Here is a 17,483-nt window from a genome sequence, read left to right as displayed (position 1 = left end):
GGCGGCGGGATTATAGCGTTTTTTCCGCCGCCCGTTAAGCGCATTGCGATTAATTGCTTAATTTGCAGCCGTTTAGCCCTTTTTATCTGCTTCGGCCTTCGCTTTGGCTTTCTGTTCCTGGGTCATGTCGTTGCGAATCTGGGCGTGGCTTAGCAGGGCGAAGATAAAGGTGCCGCCGCAGATATTGCCGGCAAGCGTCGGCAACGCGAAGGGCCAGAAGAACTCTTGCCAGGGCAGGGCGCCGCTGAAAATCAGATAGAAAATTTCCACACTGCCGACGACGATATGCGTGGTATCCGCCAGTGCAATCAGCCAGGTCATCAGGATGATAACGATGACTTTCGCCGAGCCGGCGGCCGGGAACATCCAGACCATTGTCGCCACCAGCCAGCCGGAAATAATCGCATTGGCGAACATCTCGCCAGGCGTATTCTCCATGACTTTCTGGCTGATGCTGTGAAACGCCTCACGAGTGGCGTCATCGAAAATCGGCATGATATTAAACGCCCAGGCGGCGATAGCGCCACCCAATAAATTACCTAATAACACCACGCCCCACAGGCGCAGCAATAGCGCAATATTACCGGCGCTGGGTTTATGCATAATCGGCAGCACGGCGGTAACGGTATTCTCCGTAAACAGCTGCTGGCGGGCGAGAATGACGATAATAAAGCCGAAGGTGTAACCCAAATTCTCCAACAAATAACCGCCGGGCAGGGCGCTGAGGTGAACATGAAAAATTCCCTTGGCCACCAGCGAAGCGCTAATTGATAAGCCGGCGGCAATCGCTGACCACAGTAGCGCCATGGCATCGCGCTCGAGCTCCTTTTCACCCTCCTGGCGAATCACCTCATGGGTGGCCATTGCCTGCGAAGGCAGACGCTCCTCATCCACTTCTATTTTCTCGCCATGTTGCTTCTCTTCGCTTTCAACTTCTCGTTCATCGCTATCATGTGTGCCGGTGGCGCTATTTTGTCGGGTCATGGCTGCTCTCCCTTTGTATTTGTTACTAAGCGTAGAGAGAAATCAGCGCGGCGGCACAGGATATGCTCCTAAATTCAGCGCAATGGCAAGAATAGCAATACGAATATTGCAAAATATGTATAGAATCGGGAAGCTACATTGATGCCAAAGAAGGCTATGCTGAAAGCAGCTACCCAACGATAAAATGCTAATGGGGGCGCCGTCCCGGATGCCTCCAGCGATAGCCAGAATTAACAGGGAGAAACCTATGAATTATCGCCTGTCGGCGCTTGCGCTTGGCGCCACATTGCTGGTGGGATGCGCCAGTTCCAGCACTGACGATCGGTCGCAGGGGCGTTCAGATCCGCTTGAAGGGTTTAACCGTACCATGTTCAACTTCAACTTTAATGTGGTTGATCCTTATGTACTGCGCCCCGTTGCCGTCGCCTGGCGTGATTATGTGCCGCAACCGGCGCGTAATGGTTTAAGCAACTTCACCAGCAACCTTGAAGAACCGGCGGTAATGGTCAACTCCTTCCTGCAGGGCGATCCCTATAAAGGCATGGTGCATTTCACTCGCTTCTTCCTTAACACCATTCTTGGGATGGGCGGCTTGATCGACGTGGCCGGTATGGCGAATCCGCAGCTGCAGCGCGTTGAACCGCATCGTTTCGGTAGCACGCTGGGCCACTACGGCGTGGGCTACGGCCCGTACGTACAGTTACCGTTCTACGGCAGTTTCACCCTGCGTGATGAGGGCGGCGACATGGCCGATGGCCTGTATCCGGTACTCTCCTGGCTGACCTGGCCGATGTCTATCGGTAAATGGGCGGTAGAAGGGATTGAAACTCGCGCTCAGCTGCTGGATTCCGATGGCCTGCTGCGCCAGTCTTCCGATCCGTACATCCTGATGCGTGAAGCCTACTTCCAGCGGCACGACTTTATCGCTAACGGCGGTAAGCTGACGCCGGCAGACAACCCGAACGCGCAGGCGATTCAGGATGAGCTGAAAGATATCGATTCGCAGTAATCCACGCGATTCATAAAAGAAAAAGGGTGAACATGATGTTCACCCTTTTTTTATATCGTTTGCTTATCAGAAGCGGTAGTTGAAGTTCGCGCCGTACAGCCAGGCGGTACCTTCAGAACGGAAGGTGTAAGGACCTTCTTTAATTTCTACGTGCTGACCGTGCATGTAAGAGACGCCGACATCCACTGAAGCATCTTTATTGAACGCGTAGGTGGTACCGGCGCTCAGCCACAGGCGATCCTGATCCGGGATAGAGATGGAGCGGGTGCCAGCCGGAATCGGGCTATCATCGAAGGCGATACCGGTACGGAAGGTCCAGTTATCGTCATAGTAATAGGTGGTACCCAGCGCGATGCGATAAGCATCTTTAAAGCCTTCATCTTTATAGAACAGCGTCTGACCATTGCTGCCGGTGGCCTTCAGCTCCTGGAACTGGCTCCAGCTGGTGTAGGTCAGGCTATAGTGCACTGCCCACTGCGGCGCGACGCGGTTATAACCCGACAGCTCCCACATTTCTGGCAGATTGAGAGTCAGCGCGCCGTTAGTGGTACGGCCATCGGTACCGGCCGGTAGACCGAAGTTGCCGAGGATCTGGTTATACGCGGACGGCAGATCGCTCTTATAGTTGCCATCAAAGTCGATTTTAACTTCAGAGCGGTAGGTGAAACCGTAGCGGTTGTTTTTGTCCAGCTCATACAGGATACCGGCGTTCCAGCCGAAGCCCCATTCGTTGCCGTTCAAATGCGCAATCTGAGTGTCTGCAGGGATCTGGGAGACCCGGCCCGCTAGCGCTGGAGGCAGCTTGCCGGAACCGGCAACGATTTGTCCTAAATCACCTGCGTAGCGTTCGATTTTCGCTTTCGCATACACCGCATCAAACCCTAAACCAAAGCTCCAGTTGCTGTTCAGGCGATAGGCGCCGCTTAAATTGAGGTTAACGGTGGTGAGATCGGTTTTGCCACCCATACTGCCGGCAGCATAGTCATCAGCAAACTCAGTCGCGAGACCATAGTTAGAGGTAATAGATGCGCCCCAACCAAACTGCTCGTTTATTGGCGAAACAAAGTGGAAGTTTGGTACCCATGCCGTTGGGGCAATATTGTCTGCATTCAGACTTTTACCGGTAGGCGAGGTACCAGAAACATTAACGTCCGGGTCGACGAAGACGGCGCCTGCCGACATCGTCGGGCGGTCAAACATCATGATTAACGCGGGGTTACGGCTGGCGTTGCCCGCATCGTCAGCGATTGCCCCTTCACCGGAATAGGCACGACCAAGACCGGAAGAGGAGAATTCATTTAACTGGAATCCTGCGGACCAGGCTTGGGTTGAAACAAGTGCTACAGCCACTGCAAGGGCAGATTGGGTAAAGCGGGTTTTCTGGCTCATGCCCATAACCTCATTGAGTTATTTTTATTTAAACTATGTTACATGCCGTAACAGAAGCGCGAAGTGTAGGGTCTGCTTTACGACAGAGAAATCAGACCAGTGGCCTGAGTATAGGTCTGACCAGATGAGTTGTTGCAAGTTTGTTTATGAGATTTTTCAATTGTGATAACAGAAACGCGATCCAGCTGGCAAAATTGCCCCGGTGCGTCATGCCCAAAGTGGGGCATTTTTGTTTTGGATCATTTTTAAGTGTGATTTCTGTCACTTAACCGTTTTCTTGCTATTAACAACTGGAGGGCGGCCGGGGGCGGGCGTAAAATAGGCGCATTATTTGTCTGGCACCAAAGGTGCATATACAGAGGAAATCTACGATGAGTAAATGTAGCGCTGATGAAACCCCAGTTTGCTGCTGTATGGATGTTGGCACCATTGTGGACAACACCGACTGCACCGCCTCCTACAGCCGCGTGTTTGCCAACCGCGCTGAAGCGGAAGCGACGCTCGCCGCGCTGAGCGAAAAAGCCCGCAATGTTGAGTCTGAACCGTGCAAAATTAACTCGACGTTCACCGATGTTGACGGCGGCGTGCAGCTGAATATCGATTTTGTTTTTAGCTGCGAAGCGGAATCGCTGATCTTCCAGCTGGGGTTACGTTAATCCTCTCTCTTAACGCCTCTTTCCTGAGGCGTTATCTTTTCTATTCAATGTGTTTTGGCTCCCACTTTTTCTCTTCCCCGATTGGCTTAATGTAAAAAATTAGTTAAGACTAGTTATCAGGTCAGACCACTTGGTTTTATCGGTTAACAGGGGAGTGTTATGAGTCAGGCATTACCGCTTATCACCCGTCAGGGCGATCGCATTGCCATTGTCAGCGGTTTACGTACCCCATTTGCCCGTCAGGCGACGGCGTATCACGGCGTTCCGGCCGTTGATCTGGGTAAAATGGTCGTCGGCGAAATGCTGGCGCGCAGTGAAGTTCCCCCGGAAGTGATTGAACAGCTGGTCTTTGGCCAGGTTGTGCAGATGCCGGAAGCGCCTAATATTGCTCGTGAAATCGTGCTCGGTACCGGCATGAATGTGCATACCGACGCCTATAGTGTTAGTCGCGCCTGCGCCACCAGTTTTCAGGCGGTAGCCAATATTGCCGAAAGCCTGATGGCCGGCACGATCCGCGCGGGCATTGCCGGCGGCGCGGATTCCTCTTCCGTTCTCCCCATCGGCGTGAGTAAAAAACTGGCCCGCACCCTGGTGGATGCCAATAAAGCGCGTACCCTTGGTCAACGGCTAAAACTCTTTTCCCGCCTGCGCCTGCGCGATCTTTTACCGGTGCCGCCAGCTGTCGCGGAATACTCAACCGGCCTGCGGATGGGCGACACCGCTGAGCAGATGGCGAAAACCTGGGGCATCAGCCGTGAAGATCAGGACGCGCTGGCGCTGCGCTCGCATCAGCTTGCCGCCCGCGCCTGGGAAGAGGGCAAATTGGCCAGTGAAGTGATGACGGCCTATGTGCCGCCTTATCGCGAGCCGCTGGAACAGGACAACAATATTCGTAAAAATTCAACCCTCGCGGATTACCAGAAGTTACGTCCGGCGTTCGATCGTAAACACGGCAGCGTGACGGCAGCAAACAGTACGCCGCTTACCGACGGCGCCGCCGCGGTGATCATGATGACCGAATCCCGGGCCAAAGAGTTGGGGTTAACGCCGCTGGGCTATCTGCGTAGCTACGCTTTCACCGCTATTGATGTCTGGCAGGATATGCTGCTGGGCCCTGCGTGGGCGACTCCCCTGGCGCTCGACAGGGCCGGAATTACCCTTGCAGACCTCACGCTGATTGATATGCATGAGGCTTTCGCGGCGCAGACGTTGGCGAATTTACAATGTTTAGCCAGCAATCGTTTCGCCCGGGAAGTTCTGGGCCGCGCGCAGGCGACCGGGGAAGTCGATGCCAGCAAGTTCAATGTGCTGGGCGGCTCTATCGCTTACGGACACCCCTTTGCGGCGACCGGCGCGCGCATGATTACGCAGACCTTGCATGAACTCCGGCGCCGCGGCGGCGGATTTGGTCTGGTTACCGCCTGCGCGGCAGGGGGTTTAGGTTCAGCTATGGTTCTGGAGGCCGAATAATGGAAGCGGCAACAGCTTTTACGCTTGAAGTTCGCCCGGATAATATCGCCGTTATCACCATCGACGCGCCCGGCGAAAAGATGAACACACTGAAAGCCGAGTTCGGCGGCGAGGTACGGGCGATTATCCGTCAGCTCCGCGAGAATAAAGCGCTGCGCGGCGCTGTATTTATCTCCGCTAAACCCGATAACTTTATCGCCGGCGCCGATATCAACATGATTGCTCGTTGTACCAGCGCCGCAGAGGCCGAAGCGCTGGCGCGTCAGGGTCAGCAGATCATGGCCGAGATCAACGCGCTTTCTATCCCGGTGATTGCCGCCATTCACGGCGCCTGCCTTGGCGGCGGCCTGGAGCTGGCGCTGGCCTGTCATGGGCGAGTCTGTAGCGATGATGATAAAACGCGGTTGGGATTGCCGGAAGTACAGCTGGGGTTGCTACCGGGATCGGGCGGCACTCAACGCCTGCCGCGGCTGATTGGCGTCAGTACGGCGCTCGAAATGATCCTCACCGGTAAACAATTGCGTCCGCGTCAGGCGCTGAAAGCCGGTCTGGTGGACGATGTTGTCCCGCAATCGATATTGCTACAGACCGCGGTTGAGTTGGCGCTACAGGGCCGGCCGGCGAGCCGAACAGTACCGGCGCGCGAACGGGTGCTTGCCGGGCCTCTGGGCCGTCAGCTGCTGTTCCGCATGGCGGCAAAAAAGACCCGGCAAAAAACGCAGGGTAATTACCCGGCGGCAGAGCGTATTTTACAGGTGATAGAAAACGGACTGGCGCACGGCTGCAGCAGCGGTTATGCAGAAGAGGCGCGGGCGTTTGGCGAACTGGCGATGACGCCGCAATCGCAAGCGTTACGCTCTATTTTCTTTGCCAGTACCGATCTGAAAAAAGATCGTGGCGCCGAGGCTGACCCTGCTGCGCTTAAAAGCATTGGCGTGCTAGGCGGTGGTTTAATGGGAGGCGGTATTGCTTACGTCACCGCTTGTAAAGGCGGTCTGCCGGTACGCATAAAAGACATTCAGGCGAAAGGCATCAATCATGCGCTGAAGTACAGCTGGGATCTGCTGGATAAGCAGGTGCGTCGCCGCTATCTGCGCGCCAGTGAACGCGATCGTCAGCTGGCGCTGATTTCCGGGGCCACAGATTATCATGGCTTTGCCCATCGCGATGTGGTGATCGAAGCGGTGTTTGAGGATCTGGCGCTCAAGCAGCGGATGGTTGCCGAGATCGAACAATGCTGCGGGCCGGAAACGATCTTTGCCTCTAACACCTCATCGTTACCGATCGGCGAGATCGCCGCTCAGGCCGCCCGGCCGGAGAAGGTCATCGGTCTGCATTTTTTCAGCCCGGTCGAAAAAATGCCGCTTGTTGAGGTTATCCCGCACGCAACGACCGATGAGCAAACTATCGCCACGGTGGTCAAGCTCGCGAAGCTGCAGGGGAAAACGCCAATCGTGGTCGCGGATCGCGCCGGTTTTTATGTTAACCGTATTCTGGCGCCCTATATCAATGAAGCCATGCGCCTGCTGCTGGAAGGCGAGCCGGTCGAACATATTGATAATGCATTGGTTAAATTTGGTTTCCCGGTCGGACCTATTCAGTTGCTGGATGAAGTCGGCATTGATACCGGCACTAAGATTATCCCGGTACTGGAGACCGCTTTTGGTGAACGTTTTAGCCCGCCTGCAAACATCATTGACGCGATTTTGAAGGACGATCGCAAAGGGAGAAAAAATAATCGCGGTTTCTATCTTTATGAGACAAAAAGGCGTAAAAGCAAAAAACAGGCTGACCCCGCTATTTACCCATTATTGGCAGTAGCCAGTCCGCAGGCGCGTTTGTCTGCTCAGCAGGTTGCTGAACGCTGCGTGATGATGATGCTCAACGAAGCGGCGCGCTGTTTTGATGAACAGATCGTGCGCAGCGCGCGCGATGGCGACATTGGCGCCGTCTTTGGAATAGGTTTTCCGCCGTTTCTCGGCGGCCCGTTCCGCTATATGGATAGCCTCGGCGCGGGTGAAGTCGCCGCAATCTTGCAGCGTCTGGCCGCACAGTACGGCCCTCGTTTTTCTCCGTGCGACACCTTATTACGCATGGCCGAGCAGGGGGCGACCTTTTGGCCCACTGGTGAACGGACGACCTAAGTTGTGGTCAAAAGAAGGTAAATCTTACGTTGGCTGGCGCTGTTGATTGGCTGTTTTGTAAACAAATATTGACTATACTTACGCCATTGAGGTAAAAAACAGCGTTTCATTCGTTGGATGGATCAGGCACAATGCCCGGCCACCGGGTCGCCTGCGTATTGTTTACGCAGAGCGAGTTGCGGTGATTCTGGTTAACAAAAGCGGTGCAATATGCAAGTTTTTATCATGCGTCACGGCGACGCTGCCCTCGATGCAGCCAGTGACTCCGTTCGTCCCTTAACCGTTTGCGGTTGTGACGAATCTCGTCAGATGGCAACCTGGCTGAAAGGTCAAAAAGTGGATATTGAGCGGGTGCTTGTCAGCCCTTACCTGCGTGCAGAGCAAACTCTGGACATAGTAGGGGAGTGCATGAACCTGCCGAAAGATGTCGACGTGATGCCGGAACTCACGCCATGCGGCGATGTAGGGATGGTCAGCGCTTATCTTCAGGCGCTGGCAAATGAAGGCGTGAAAACGGCGCTGGTCGTTTCACACCTGCCGCTGGTGGGGTACCTCGTCTCAGAGCTGTGCCCGGGGGAAACGCCCCCGATGTTTACGACCTCAGCCATTGCCTGCGTCACCCTCGACGCCGACGGCAAGGGCGAATTCACCTGGCAGATGAGCCCCTGCAATTTGAGAATGGCGAAAGCAATCTAAGGCTTTCCCCCCGGAGCTTCCGTTTACGGAAGCTCCGGCGGCAACCACTCTTCAACTTCAATCAGTACCAATAGCGCGGCATCGCCGCCGTACTCTTTTGGTGCCTGATGGAACGCCATAATATGCGGATGTTGCGCCAGCCACAGCGGCGTTTGCTGCTTGAGGATATGTTTGCCGTGCCCGTGCATCACGCAGGCGCAGAAGACGTGTTCGCGGCGGCAGGCGGCAATCAGCGCGCCGAGTTCTTGTTTCGCCTGCTGTTGGGTTAAACCGTGCAGATCGAGAAACAGCTCCGGCGAATAGTCGCCGCGGCGCAGTTTTTTCAGCTCAAAATGGCTGACATCCGCGCGCACATACTTCATCGCGCCTTCCGTGTTGAGCAACGGCTGAAATTCGTCGGAAAAATAGTGGCTGTTATCCACCTGTTCCTGCAGCAATCGCTTGGGCGGTACCTCGCTGAGTTTCTTGCGCTGCGGGCGGTGTACGATGGTGTCCTGTTTAATTTGCCGGGTGCCGGTCATTAGCTGGCGGAACAGCGCCTGATCCTCCGCGCTTAGCGGTGTTTTCTTTTTCATTGCCCAATCTCACTATTTCTTTTCGGTAGTTTACCCGACTCGCCCGCGCTTCAGGCAAGGAAAACCTATTTTTCCCCACTCCGGCTGCGCAAGAATGCTGATTTATCGCCGCCGTCGTGGCAAACTAGCCGCCGAATTTATAGCAGAGCGTGCCCTGGAGGATTGCGTGGATAAAATTTTTGTTGATGAAGCGGTCAATGAGCTGCAGACCATTCAGGACATGCTGCGTTGGGCGGTAAGTCGTTTTAGCGCCGCCAACATCTGGTACGGTCATGGTACCGATAACCCGTGGGATGAGGCCGTACAGCTGGTATTACCCTCACTGTACCTGCCGTTAGATATACCGGAAGATATGCGCGCCGCGCGCCTGACCTCCAGCGAAAAACATCGTATCGTCGAGCGCGTGATTCGCCGCGTCAACGAACGTATTCCCGTCGCTTACCTGACCAACAAAGCGTGGTTCTGCGGCCATGAATTCTATGTCGATGAGCGCGTGCTGGTACCGCGTTCGCCGATTGGCGAACTGATCAATAACCAGTTCGCCGGGCTGATAAACCATAAACCGCAACATATTCTCGATATGTGTACCGGTAGCGCCTGCATTGCTATCGCCTGCGCCTATGCCTTCCCGGAAGCCGAAGTCGACGCTGTCGATATCTCCCCGGACGCGCTGGCCGTTGCCGAACATAACGTTGAAGAGCATGGCCTGATTAACCAGGTTACCCCGATCCGCTCCGATCTGTTCCGCGATCTGCCGAAGCTGCAGTACGATCTAATCGTGACCAATCCGCCGTACGTTGATGAAGAAGATATGGCTGACCTGCCGGACGAGTATGAGCATGAGCCGGTGCTGGGTCTGGCTTCCGGCAGCGATGGTCTGAAGCTGACGCGCCGCATTCTCGGCTGCGCGCCGGATTACCTCAACGACGACGGTATTCTGATTTGTGAAGTCGGTAACAGCATGGTACATCTGATGGAGCAGTACCCGGACGTGCCGTTCACCTGGCTTGAGTTTGATAACGGCGGTGATGGCGTCTTTATGCTGACTAAACAGCAGCTCATTGACGCGCGCGCGCATTTCGGCATTTATAAAGACTAAAAAACAACACGCAAACATAACGAAAAGAACGGAGCCGTGATGGCAGGAAATACAATTGGACAACTCTTTCGCGTCACCACCTTCGGCGAATCGCACGGCCTGGCGCTGGGCTGCATCGTCGATGGGGTGCCGCCAGGCATTCCGCTGACCGAAGCCGACCTGCAGCACGACCTGGATCGCCGTCGCCCTGGGACATCGCGTTACACCACCCAGCGCCGCGAACCGGACCAGGTGAAAATCCTCTCTGGCGTCTTCGAAGGCGTGACCACCGGCACCAGCATTGGCCTGCTGATTGAGAACACCGATCAGCGTTCTCAGGACTACGGCGCGATTAAAGATGTGTTCCGTCCGGGCCATGCGGATTACACCTACGAGCAGAAATATGGCCTGCGCGACTATCGCGGCGGCGGGCGTTCGTCCGCGCGTGAAACCGCGATGCGCGTGGCGGCCGGGGCGATTGCCAAAAAATTCCTCGCGGCCAAATTCGGTATTGTTATCCGCGGCTGCCTGACGCAGATGGGCGATATTCCGCTGGCTATCAAAGACTGGGATCAGGTTGAGCAGAACCCATTCTTCTGCCCGGATCCGGATAAAATCGAGGCGCTGGATGAACTGATGCGCGGCCTGAAAAAAGAGGGCGACTCGATCGGCGCGAAAGTGACCGTCGTGGCGGACGGCGTTCCTCCGGGCCTCGGCGAGCCGGTCTTCGACCGTCTGGATGCCGATATCGCCCACGCGCTGATGAGCATCAACGCGGTGAAAGGGGTAGAAATCGGCGATGGTTTTGAGGTGGTCAAACTGCGCGGCAGTGAAAACCGCGACGAAATCACCAAAGCTGGCTTCCAGAGTAACCACGCCGGCGGCATTCTTGGCGGTATCAGCAGCGGTCAGCAAATTGTTGCTAACATCGCGCTGAAGCCAACCTCCAGTATTACCGTTCCCGGTCATACGATTAACCGCTTCGGCGAAGAAGTCGAAATGATCACCAAAGGGCGTCACGATCCGTGCGTCGGCATTCGCGCGGTTCCAATCGCCGAGGCCATGCTGGCTATCGTGTTAATGGATCACTTTATGCGTCAGCGCGCGCAGAATGGCGACGTGACGACAACAATACCACACTGGTAACCGATGAAAAATACCGTTATCGCACTGCTGGCGCTGTTGGCCAGCACCGCCAGCCTGGCGGCGACGCCGTGGCAGAAAATATCCCAGCCGATTAGCGGCAGCGCTCAATCTATTGGCGCGTTTGCCAATGGCTGCATCGTCGGCGCCCAGCCGTTACCGTTGAACTCCCCTGATTACCAGGTGATGCGTACCGATCAGCGGCGCTACTTCGGCCACCCGGATCTCGTGCAGTTTATTCAGCGACTGAGCCTGCAGGCGCACAATAAAGGTATGGGGACGGTGCTGATTGGCGATATGGGCATGCCTGCCGGCGGGCGCTTTAACGGCGGCCACGCCAGCCATCAGTCGGGTCTGGATGTTGATATTTTCCTGCAACTGCCGCAGACCCGTTGGACCTCCGCACAGCTGCTGAAACCGCAGGCGCTGGACTTAGTCGCCCGCGATGGTAAGCGGGTGGTGCCGTCGCTGTGGAGCCCGCAAATCAGCAATCTGATTAAAATGGCGGCGGAAGATAACGATGTAACACGTATTTTCGTCAACCCGGCTATCAAACAGCAATTGTGCCTCGATGCCGGTAACGATCGCCAATGGCTACGCAAAGTCCGCCCGTGGTTCCAGCATCGCGCCCATATGCACGTGCGCCTGCGCTGCCCGGCGGGTAGCCTTGAGTGCGAAGATCAAGCACCGCCACCGGCTGGCGATGGCTGCGGAGCCGAGCTGCAAAGCTGGTTTGAACCGCCTAAACCTGGGTCAACCCCACCTGTGAAGAAGACGCCGCCTCCGCTGCCGCCTTCCTGCCAGGCGCTACTGGATGAGCATCTTCTCTAATGGATAGTTTTGCCGAGCTGTTTATGGTGTCGCCAATGGTTCTGGTGGCGCTCTTTTTTGTCGCGATTCTGGCCGGATTTATTGATTCCTTAGCCGGCGGCGGCGGGTTGTTGACCGTCCCGGCGCTGATGGCGGCGGGTATGCCGCCCGCTCAGGCGTTGGCGACCAACAAGCTACAGGCCTGCGGCGGTTCCATTTCCGCGACGCTCTATTTTATCCGTCGCAAGGTAGTGAATCTCGCCGATCAGAAACTCAATATTCTGATGACTTTTATCGGCTCGACGGCGGGCGCGCTGCTGGTGCAGCACGTGCAGTCCGATATTTTAAAGCAAATCCTGCCGCTGCTGGTGATTGGCATCGGGCTGTACTTTTTGCTGATGCCGAAGCTCGGGGAATCCGATCGTCAGCGTCGCCTGTATGGCTTGCCGTTCGCGCTGGTCGCTGGCGGCAGCGTTGGTTTCTACGATGGTTTTTTTGGCCCCGGCGCCGGTTCTTTTTATGCGCTGGCCTTTGTGACGCTCGCCGGGTTTAATCTGGCGAAATCCACCGCTCACGCCAAACTGCTAAACGCCACCTCCAATATTGGCGGCCTGCTGCTGTTTATTATCGGCGGCAAAGTGATTTGGGCTACCGGTTTTGTGATGATGGCCGGGCAGTTTATCGGCGCTCGCGCCGGTTCGCGGCTGGTGCTGAGTAAAGGACAGTCGCTGATTCGGCCGATGATCGTCATCGTCTCCGCGGTGATGAGCGCTAAACTTCTTTACGACAGCCACGGGGCTGAGATTTTGCAGTGGTTGGGAATTCACTAATGCAACAGCAACACCATTATCAGCAGTTGGTCGAGATCTTTGACGGCTGCTTTGCCGATGATTTTAATACCCGTCTGATTAAAGGCGACGACGAACCGATCTATCTTCCTGCAGATAGCGAAGTGCCCTATAACCGGATCGTGTTTGCCCACGGCTTTTACGCCAGCGCTCTGCACGAAATTTCCCACTGGTGTATCGCCGGCAAGGCGCGGCGCGAGCTGGTGGATTTTGGTTACTGGTACTGCCCGGACGGCCGCGATGCAATGACGCAAAGCAAGTTCGAAGACGTCGAGGTTAAGCCACAGGCTTTTGACTGGTTGTTCTGTACGGCGGCGGGATTTCCATTTAACGTCAGCTGCGACAACCTGGAAGGCGACTTTGAACCCGACCGTATTGCGTTTCAGCGGCGCGTGCATGCCCAGGTGATGACTTATCTGGAGCAGGGGATCCCTGAGCGCCCGGCGCGCTTTATTCGCGCGCTGCAACAGTATTACCAAACGCCGCCGCTGACGGCAGAACAATTTCCGTGGCCGGAAGACCTGCACTAAAGCCACGAATTACAAATGAAAGAGGAAAGACGATGATCGCGGAGTTTGAATCACGCATTCTGGCGTTAATTGACGATATGGTAGACCACGCCAGTGATGACGAACTGTTTGCTGGCGGTTATCTGCGCGGCCACCTGACGCTGGCGGTGGCCGAGCTGGAAGGGGAAGGGGAGCACTCGGCGCAGGCGATTAATGATAAAGTCGCCAGCAGCCTGGAAAAGGCCATTAGCGCGGGCGAACTGTCGCCGCCGGACCAGATTCTGGTGCAGGGGATGTGGAATAACCTGTACCAGCAGGCGAAAAATCAGGCCTGATAACTGATGTCATCCGGATGAGGCGTTAGCCGACATCCGGAGACTCTCCCCGGTCGCGCTGCGCTTACCGGGGCTACCAGGCTGTAGATACTGTTATCGGTTTGCAACTTTTATCTTGAGAAAGCATTTATCTCGTTTCGCTCCAGAGTATCTTGCGCTCCCGGTTAATTCTTCTGCAATATGTTTTCCGTGGCGCAGAGAGCGCACAGGGCCTTCCGGGCTACCAAATCGCACAGCGCTGTAGCCCCGGTAAGCGCAGCGCCACCGGGGGTTTTTAGGCCACCAGCGCCGGCAGTTTTAGCCTGCGTAGTGAATAAATTAACGGCAGACTGCACGGACCGTAGGCCGGATAAGGCGCAAGTCGCCGTTATTTTACCGCTTTTCCCTTCAGCAGTTTTCTCACCCACAGCCGATTCGGATTCAGCGCCGCCAGCGTGTCGCTATCCAGCGGCAGCGGTTCTTCACTCATCTGCGCGGCCAGCAGTTCGGCGCTCAATGGCGCGGTGCACAGCCCACGAGATCCCAATGCCGCGAGCATAAACAGATTGTGATAAACCGGCGCGCTGTCGACATTTTCCTGCTGTTCGTGAAGCGTGGCGTACTGCGTCAACGTTTTCTCATAATCCGGAACATTGCCCACCATCGGCAGGTGGTCGCGGGTGGCGCAGCGTACGCCGCAACGGGCGTCGTTGCCGCTAACATCCACCTCTTTTGCCCATGCCGCCTGCGGGAAACAATCAATCAGGCGCTGGCGATTTTGCCTCTGATCTTCGGCGCTGAAATCGGTATCCGTCTTGCCGCGATGATAGCTGGCGCCGATACAGTGTTGCTGATTCGCGGGATTCTGCGGCGTCAGATAGCCGTCATAGCATAACACCTGGCGCAGGGCGGAAAGCCCCGGCGTGGTGGGGATATGGCTAACCTGGCCGCCGACCGGATAAGCCGGCAACTGCGCGGTCTGGGCAAAATCAGTCAGGCGATGTCCGTTCGCCAGTACCACCGCCTGATGATGATGCTGCTGATTGAGCAACCAGCCGTCGCCCTCCGCGCAGAGCGTTTCAACGGGATAACAGAAGTGGCTGCGTAGTCCCTGCGTCGCCGCCAGCGACAGCAATTCTGCCGTCAACTGCTGCGGGCACAGCCAGCCGCCGGCAGGATAGGTAATGCCGCCGCAGCCGGTATCAACGCCGGTAAGTTCAGCGACCCGATCCGCCGTCACCGCGCGGGCGAGCTCCGCAGGTATATCTGACGCCAGCATTTGGGCGATTTTCTGCGTGCTTTTTTCATCCCAGGCGAGTTGGGTTACGCCGCACCATTGATGATCGAATTCCACTGGCAACGCGTCGTAAACGCGGCGCGCGAAAGTAAACGCCGCCGGGAAAAAGCGCGCCAGCGAAGGGTCGTGCTGGCTTAATAGCGGATACAGCGCGCCCTGGCGATTGCCGGATGCGCCGCGGGCGGGCGCATCGTCAGCGCAGTACAACGTCACCTGCCAGCCGCGACGCAGCAGCGCCAGCGAGAGCAGGGCGCTGGCGATACCGCCGCCGATCACCGCCGCTTCGCGCGATTGACTGCCGCTGCGGGCAAACCATGGCGTCCGCGCCAGCGTCGGCGCGTCGGCGGTCAATTCGCCGATTAGCATTTCGCGCTTGCGGCCAAAGCCTTTGCGTTTTTGCATGCTAAAACCGGCCTCCTGCAGCCCGCGGCGAACGAAACCGGCTGAGGTAAAGGTCGCCAGCGTGCCGCCGGGGCGGGCCAGGCGCGCCATGGCGGAAAACAGCCCCGGCGTCCACATATCCGGATTTTTCGCCGGCGAGAAGCCGTCGAGGAACCAGGCGTCGACCTGGCGGTTAAAGGAATCATCAAGCTGGTCGGTAAGCGCGTTGATATCGCCAAACCATAAATCCAGCGTGACGCGGCCATCGTCGAGCAGCAGGCGGTGGCAGCCCGCGATTGGCAGCGGCCACTGCGCCTGTAGCTGTTCAGCCCACGGCGCCAGTTCCGGCCAGTGCTGGTGCGCCAGACGCAGGTCGTCGGCCTTCAGCGGAAATTTTTCAAAACTGATGAAATGTAATCTTTGCAGCGTAGCCTGCGGATTATCGCGACGAAAAACAGCAAACGCCTGCCACAGCGTCAGGAAATTGAGCCCGGTGCCGAAGCCGCTCTCCGCGACGATAAACAGCGAGCGCGGGTGGGTTGGGAAACGGCTATCAAGCCGGTTGCCGTTGAGAAAAACGTAGCGCGTCTCTTCCAGACCGTTGTCATTAGAAAAATAAACGTCGTCAAAATCTCGGGAAACAGGTGTACCCTCAGCGTTGAATTCCAGGTTGGCGGGTTGTATGGCGTTTTGTTTCACGTAAGTTACTCGAATCACAAGGCGTAGCGCGATCTTAACGATGTGTGCCAGAAGGCGCAAATTTATACACAAAATGGCTGATCGGACTTGTTCGGCGTACAAGTGTACGCTATTGTGCGACTCGAAACTTAAAATAGTGCGACTTACAGAGGTATTGAATGAAACGTGCAGTGATTACTGGCTTGGGCATCGTTTCCAGCATCGGTAATAACCAGCAGGAAGTCCTGGCATCTCTGCGTGAAGGACGTTCAGGGATCACTTTCTCTCAGGAGCTGAAGGATTCAGGAATGCGTAGCCACGTATGGGGCAACGTCAAACTGGATACCACGGGCCTCATTGACCGCAAAGTAGTTCGCTTTATGAGCGATGCATCCATTTATGCTTATCTGTCCATGGAGCAGGCGGTAGCCGACGCCGGTCTGGCGCCGGAAGCATACCAGAACAACCCGCGTGTCGGCCTGATTGCAGGTTCCGGCGGCGGATCCCCGAAATTCCAGGTCTTCGGCGCCGATGCCATGCGTAGTCCGCGTGGTCTGAAAGCCGTGGGCCCATATGTTGTCACCAAAGCGATGGCTTCCGGCGTATCCGCCTGCCTCGCCACGCCGTTTAAAATCCACGGCGTCAACTACTCTATCAGCTCCGCTTGCGCCACTTCCGCACACTGCATTGGTAACGCGGTAGAACAGATTCAGCTGGGCAAACAGGACATCGTCTTTGCCGGCGGCGGCGAAGAGCTGTGCTGGGAAATGGCTTGCGAATTCGACGCCATGGGCGCGCTGTCCACCAAATACAACGATTCTCCGGACAAAGCGTCCCGTACCTATGATGCGAACCGCGACGGTTTCGTTATCGCGGGCGGCGGCGGCATGGTCGTGGTTGAAGAGCTGGAACACGCGCTGGCGCGCGGCGCGCATATCTATGCGGAAATCGTCGGTTACGGCGCGACTTCCGATGGCGCGGACATGGTTGCTCCATCTGGCGAAGGCGCAGTGCGCTGCATGCAGATGGCGATGCACGGCGTTGATACCCCGATTGACTACCTGAACTCCCACGGCACTTCTACTCCGGTAGGCGACGTGAAAGAGCTGGGCGCGATCCGCGAAGTCTTCGGCGACAATAGCCCGGCTATCTCCGCCACCAAAGCGATGACCGGCCACTCTCTGGGCGCCGCAGGCGTACAGGAAGCCATCTACTCTCTGCTGATGCTGGAACACGGTTTTATCGCGCCAAGCATCAACATCGAAGAGATGGACGAGCAGGCTGCCGGCCTTAACATCGTCACCAAACCGACCGATGCTCAACTGACCACCGTGATGTCCAACAGCTTCGGCTTCGGCGGCACCAACGCTACTCTGGTTATGCGTAAATACAACGCCTAATTGGTACGAAACAGAACCAGGGGAGCCTCAGGCTCCCCTTTTTTTGACGTCTTGACAGCGCCCGGCGAGAGAAGGCAAATTGCTCGCCATTATTCTCATTCC

Annotated in this window: 16 protein-coding genes; 12 read left to right on the top strand and 4 right to left on the bottom strand. The window is 56.3% G+C overall.

The annotated features are described in order from the left end of the window. Nucleotides 1-72 precede the first annotated feature (72 nt). Nucleotides 73-984, bottom strand: coding sequence for a formate/nitrite transporter family protein (locus AC22LX_RS08440; protein ID WP_063447746.1), 912 nt, complete (start codon nucleotides 982-984; stop codon nucleotides 73-75). A gap of 247 nt (nucleotides 985-1,231) precedes the next feature. On the opposite strand from AC22LX_RS08440, the gene mlaA reads away from it, so the two are divergent. Then, nucleotides 1,232-1,993 (top strand): phospholipid-binding lipoprotein MlaA, encoded by a 762-nt coding sequence (gene mlaA, locus AC22LX_RS08435; protein WP_045376992.1) that lies wholly within the window; start codon nucleotides 1,232-1,234, stop codon nucleotides 1,991-1,993. Between the two features lie 66 nt (nucleotides 1,994-2,059). Here the strand turns inward: mlaA and fadL are convergent, their stop codons facing one another. After that, nucleotides 2,060-3,382: a long-chain fatty acid transporter FadL gene (fadL, locus tag AC22LX_RS08430; RefSeq protein ID WP_045391524.1), complete on the bottom strand. Its 1,323-nt coding sequence runs from the start codon at nucleotides 3,380-3,382 to the stop codon at nucleotides 2,060-2,062. Nucleotides 3,383-3,753: 371 nt separating this feature from the next. Between fadL and AC22LX_RS08425 the strand changes: the two genes are divergently transcribed. From AC22LX_RS08425 to sixA, 4 genes are all read left to right on the top strand, one after another. Then, nucleotides 3,754-4,038 carry a YfcZ/YiiS family protein gene (locus AC22LX_RS08425; RefSeq protein ID WP_015706185.1) on the top strand — a complete coding sequence of 95 codons (285 nt, stop codon included), beginning with the start codon at nucleotides 3,754-3,756 and terminating at the stop codon, nucleotides 4,036-4,038. A gap of 159 nt (nucleotides 4,039-4,197) precedes the next feature. Then, nucleotides 4,198-5,508 (top strand): acetyl-CoA C-acyltransferase FadI, encoded by a 1,311-nt coding sequence (gene fadI, locus AC22LX_RS08420; protein ID WP_045391522.1) that lies wholly within the window; start codon nucleotides 4,198-4,200, stop codon nucleotides 5,506-5,508. Then, entirely contained in the window at nucleotides 5,508-7,652 is a 2,145-nt protein-coding gene (fadJ, locus tag AC22LX_RS08415; protein ID WP_487333912.1) for a fatty acid oxidation complex subunit alpha FadJ, read from the top strand. The genes fadI and fadJ overlap by 1 nt, the downstream gene beginning before the upstream one ends. Nucleotides 7,653-7,862: 210 nt before the next feature. Beyond that, nucleotides 7,863-8,348, top strand: a complete 486-nt coding sequence (gene sixA, locus AC22LX_RS08410) for a phosphohistidine phosphatase SixA (RefSeq protein WP_045391518.1) — start codon at nucleotides 7,863-7,865, stop codon at nucleotides 8,346-8,348. Between the two features lie 23 nt (nucleotides 8,349-8,371). Here the strand turns inward: sixA and smrB are convergent, their stop codons facing one another. Next, complete coding sequence (smrB, locus tag AC22LX_RS08405; protein ID WP_045391516.1) at nucleotides 8,372-8,923, bottom strand: endonuclease SmrB; 552 nt, start codon at nucleotides 8,921-8,923, stop codon at nucleotides 8,372-8,374. Between the two features lie 166 nt (nucleotides 8,924-9,089). On the opposite strand from smrB, the gene prmB reads away from it, so the two are divergent. Genes prmB through AC22LX_RS08375 form a run of 6 tightly spaced genes read left to right on the top strand, consistent with a single transcriptional unit; the run spans nucleotide 9,090 to nucleotide 13,646 of the window. Next, nucleotides 9,090-10,022: a 50S ribosomal protein L3 N(5)-glutamine methyltransferase gene (prmB, locus tag AC22LX_RS08400; protein WP_047043358.1), complete on the top strand. Its 933-nt coding sequence runs from the start codon at nucleotides 9,090-9,092 to the stop codon at nucleotides 10,020-10,022. Between the two features lie 39 nt (nucleotides 10,023-10,061). Beyond that, entirely contained in the window at nucleotides 10,062-11,147 is a 1,086-nt protein-coding gene (gene aroC, locus AC22LX_RS08395; RefSeq protein ID WP_063447744.1) for a chorismate synthase, read from the top strand. A gap of 3 nt (nucleotides 11,148-11,150) precedes the next feature. Then, nucleotides 11,151-11,975, top strand: coding sequence for a penicillin-insensitive murein endopeptidase (gene mepA / locus AC22LX_RS08390; RefSeq protein ID WP_015706180.1), 825 nt, complete (start codon nucleotides 11,151-11,153; stop codon nucleotides 11,973-11,975). Further along, complete coding sequence (locus tag AC22LX_RS08385; protein WP_045391512.1) at nucleotides 11,975-12,784, top strand: sulfite exporter TauE/SafE family protein; 810 nt, start codon at nucleotides 11,975-11,977, stop codon at nucleotides 12,782-12,784. Before mepA ends, AC22LX_RS08385 begins: the two co-directional genes overlap by 1 nt. Next, entirely contained in the window at nucleotides 12,784-13,332 is a 549-nt protein-coding gene (locus AC22LX_RS08380) for an elongation factor P hydroxylase (protein WP_045391509.1), read from the top strand. Before AC22LX_RS08385 ends, AC22LX_RS08380 begins: the two co-directional genes overlap by 1 nt. A 32-nt stretch (nucleotides 13,333-13,364) precedes the next feature. Beyond that, a complete protein-coding gene (locus tag AC22LX_RS08375) occupies nucleotides 13,365-13,646 on the top strand; it encodes a YfcL family protein (protein WP_045391507.1) in 282 nt (93 codons plus the stop codon). A gap of 367 nt (nucleotides 13,647-14,013) precedes the next feature. Here AC22LX_RS08375 and mnmC read toward each other — a convergent pair whose 3' ends face one another. After that, a complete protein-coding gene (mnmC, locus tag AC22LX_RS08370) occupies nucleotides 14,014-16,002 on the bottom strand; it encodes a bifunctional tRNA (5-methylaminomethyl-2-thiouridine)(34)-methyltransferase MnmC2/FAD-dependent 5-carboxymethylaminomethyl-2-thiouridine(34) oxidoreductase MnmC1 (RefSeq protein ID WP_045391505.1) in 1,989 nt (662 codons plus the stop codon). 158 nt (nucleotides 16,003-16,160) lie between these two features. Here mnmC and fabB point away from each other — a divergent pair, with 158 nt between their 5' ends. Next, nucleotides 16,161-17,381, top strand: a complete 1,221-nt coding sequence (fabB, locus tag AC22LX_RS08365) for a beta-ketoacyl-ACP synthase I (protein WP_015706178.1) — start codon at nucleotides 16,161-16,163, stop codon at nucleotides 17,379-17,381. The last annotated feature ends 102 nt before the right edge of the window (nucleotides 17,382-17,483 follow it).

The organism is Klebsiella sp. PK01, from assembly GCF_057624675.1.
This window is presented reverse-complemented; position numbering and strand designations above follow the sequence as displayed.

Bases quoted from the DNA above. Each gene is read 5' to 3' on its own strand.
- AC22LX_RS08440 (WP_063447746.1), bottom strand. From the start codon at position 984: ATGACCCGACAAAATAGCGCCACCGGCACACATGATAGCGATGAACGA.
- mlaA (WP_045376992.1), top strand. From the start codon at position 1,232: ATGAATTATCGCCTGTCGGCGCTTGCGCTTGGCGCCACATTGCTGGTG.
- fadL (WP_045391524.1), bottom strand. From the start codon at position 3,382: ATGAGCCAGAAAACCCGCTTTACCCAATCTGCCCTTGCAGTGGCTGTA.
- AC22LX_RS08425 (WP_015706185.1), top strand. From the start codon at position 3,754: ATGAGTAAATGTAGCGCTGATGAAACCCCAGTTTGCTGCTGTATGGAT.
- fadI (WP_045391522.1), top strand. From the start codon at position 4,198: ATGAGTCAGGCATTACCGCTTATCACCCGTCAGGGCGATCGCATTGCC.
- fadJ (WP_487333912.1), top strand. From the start codon at position 5,508: ATGGAAGCGGCAACAGCTTTTACGCTTGAAGTTCGCCCGGATAATATC.
- sixA (WP_045391518.1), top strand. From the start codon at position 7,863: ATGCAAGTTTTTATCATGCGTCACGGCGACGCTGCCCTCGATGCAGCC.
- smrB (WP_045391516.1), bottom strand. From the start codon at position 8,923: ATGAAAAAGAAAACACCGCTAAGCGCGGAGGATCAGGCGCTGTTCCGC.
- aroC (WP_063447744.1), top strand. From the start codon at position 10,062: ATGGCAGGAAATACAATTGGACAACTCTTTCGCGTCACCACCTTCGGC.
- mepA (WP_015706180.1), top strand. From the start codon at position 11,151: ATGAAAAATACCGTTATCGCACTGCTGGCGCTGTTGGCCAGCACCGCC.
- AC22LX_RS08385 (WP_045391512.1), top strand. From the start codon at position 11,975: ATGGATAGTTTTGCCGAGCTGTTTATGGTGTCGCCAATGGTTCTGGTG.
- AC22LX_RS08380 (WP_045391509.1), top strand. From the start codon at position 12,784: ATGCAACAGCAACACCATTATCAGCAGTTGGTCGAGATCTTTGACGGC.
- AC22LX_RS08375 (WP_045391507.1), top strand. From the start codon at position 13,365: ATGATCGCGGAGTTTGAATCACGCATTCTGGCGTTAATTGACGATATG.
- fabB (WP_015706178.1), top strand. From the start codon at position 16,161: ATGAAACGTGCAGTGATTACTGGCTTGGGCATCGTTTCCAGCATCGGT.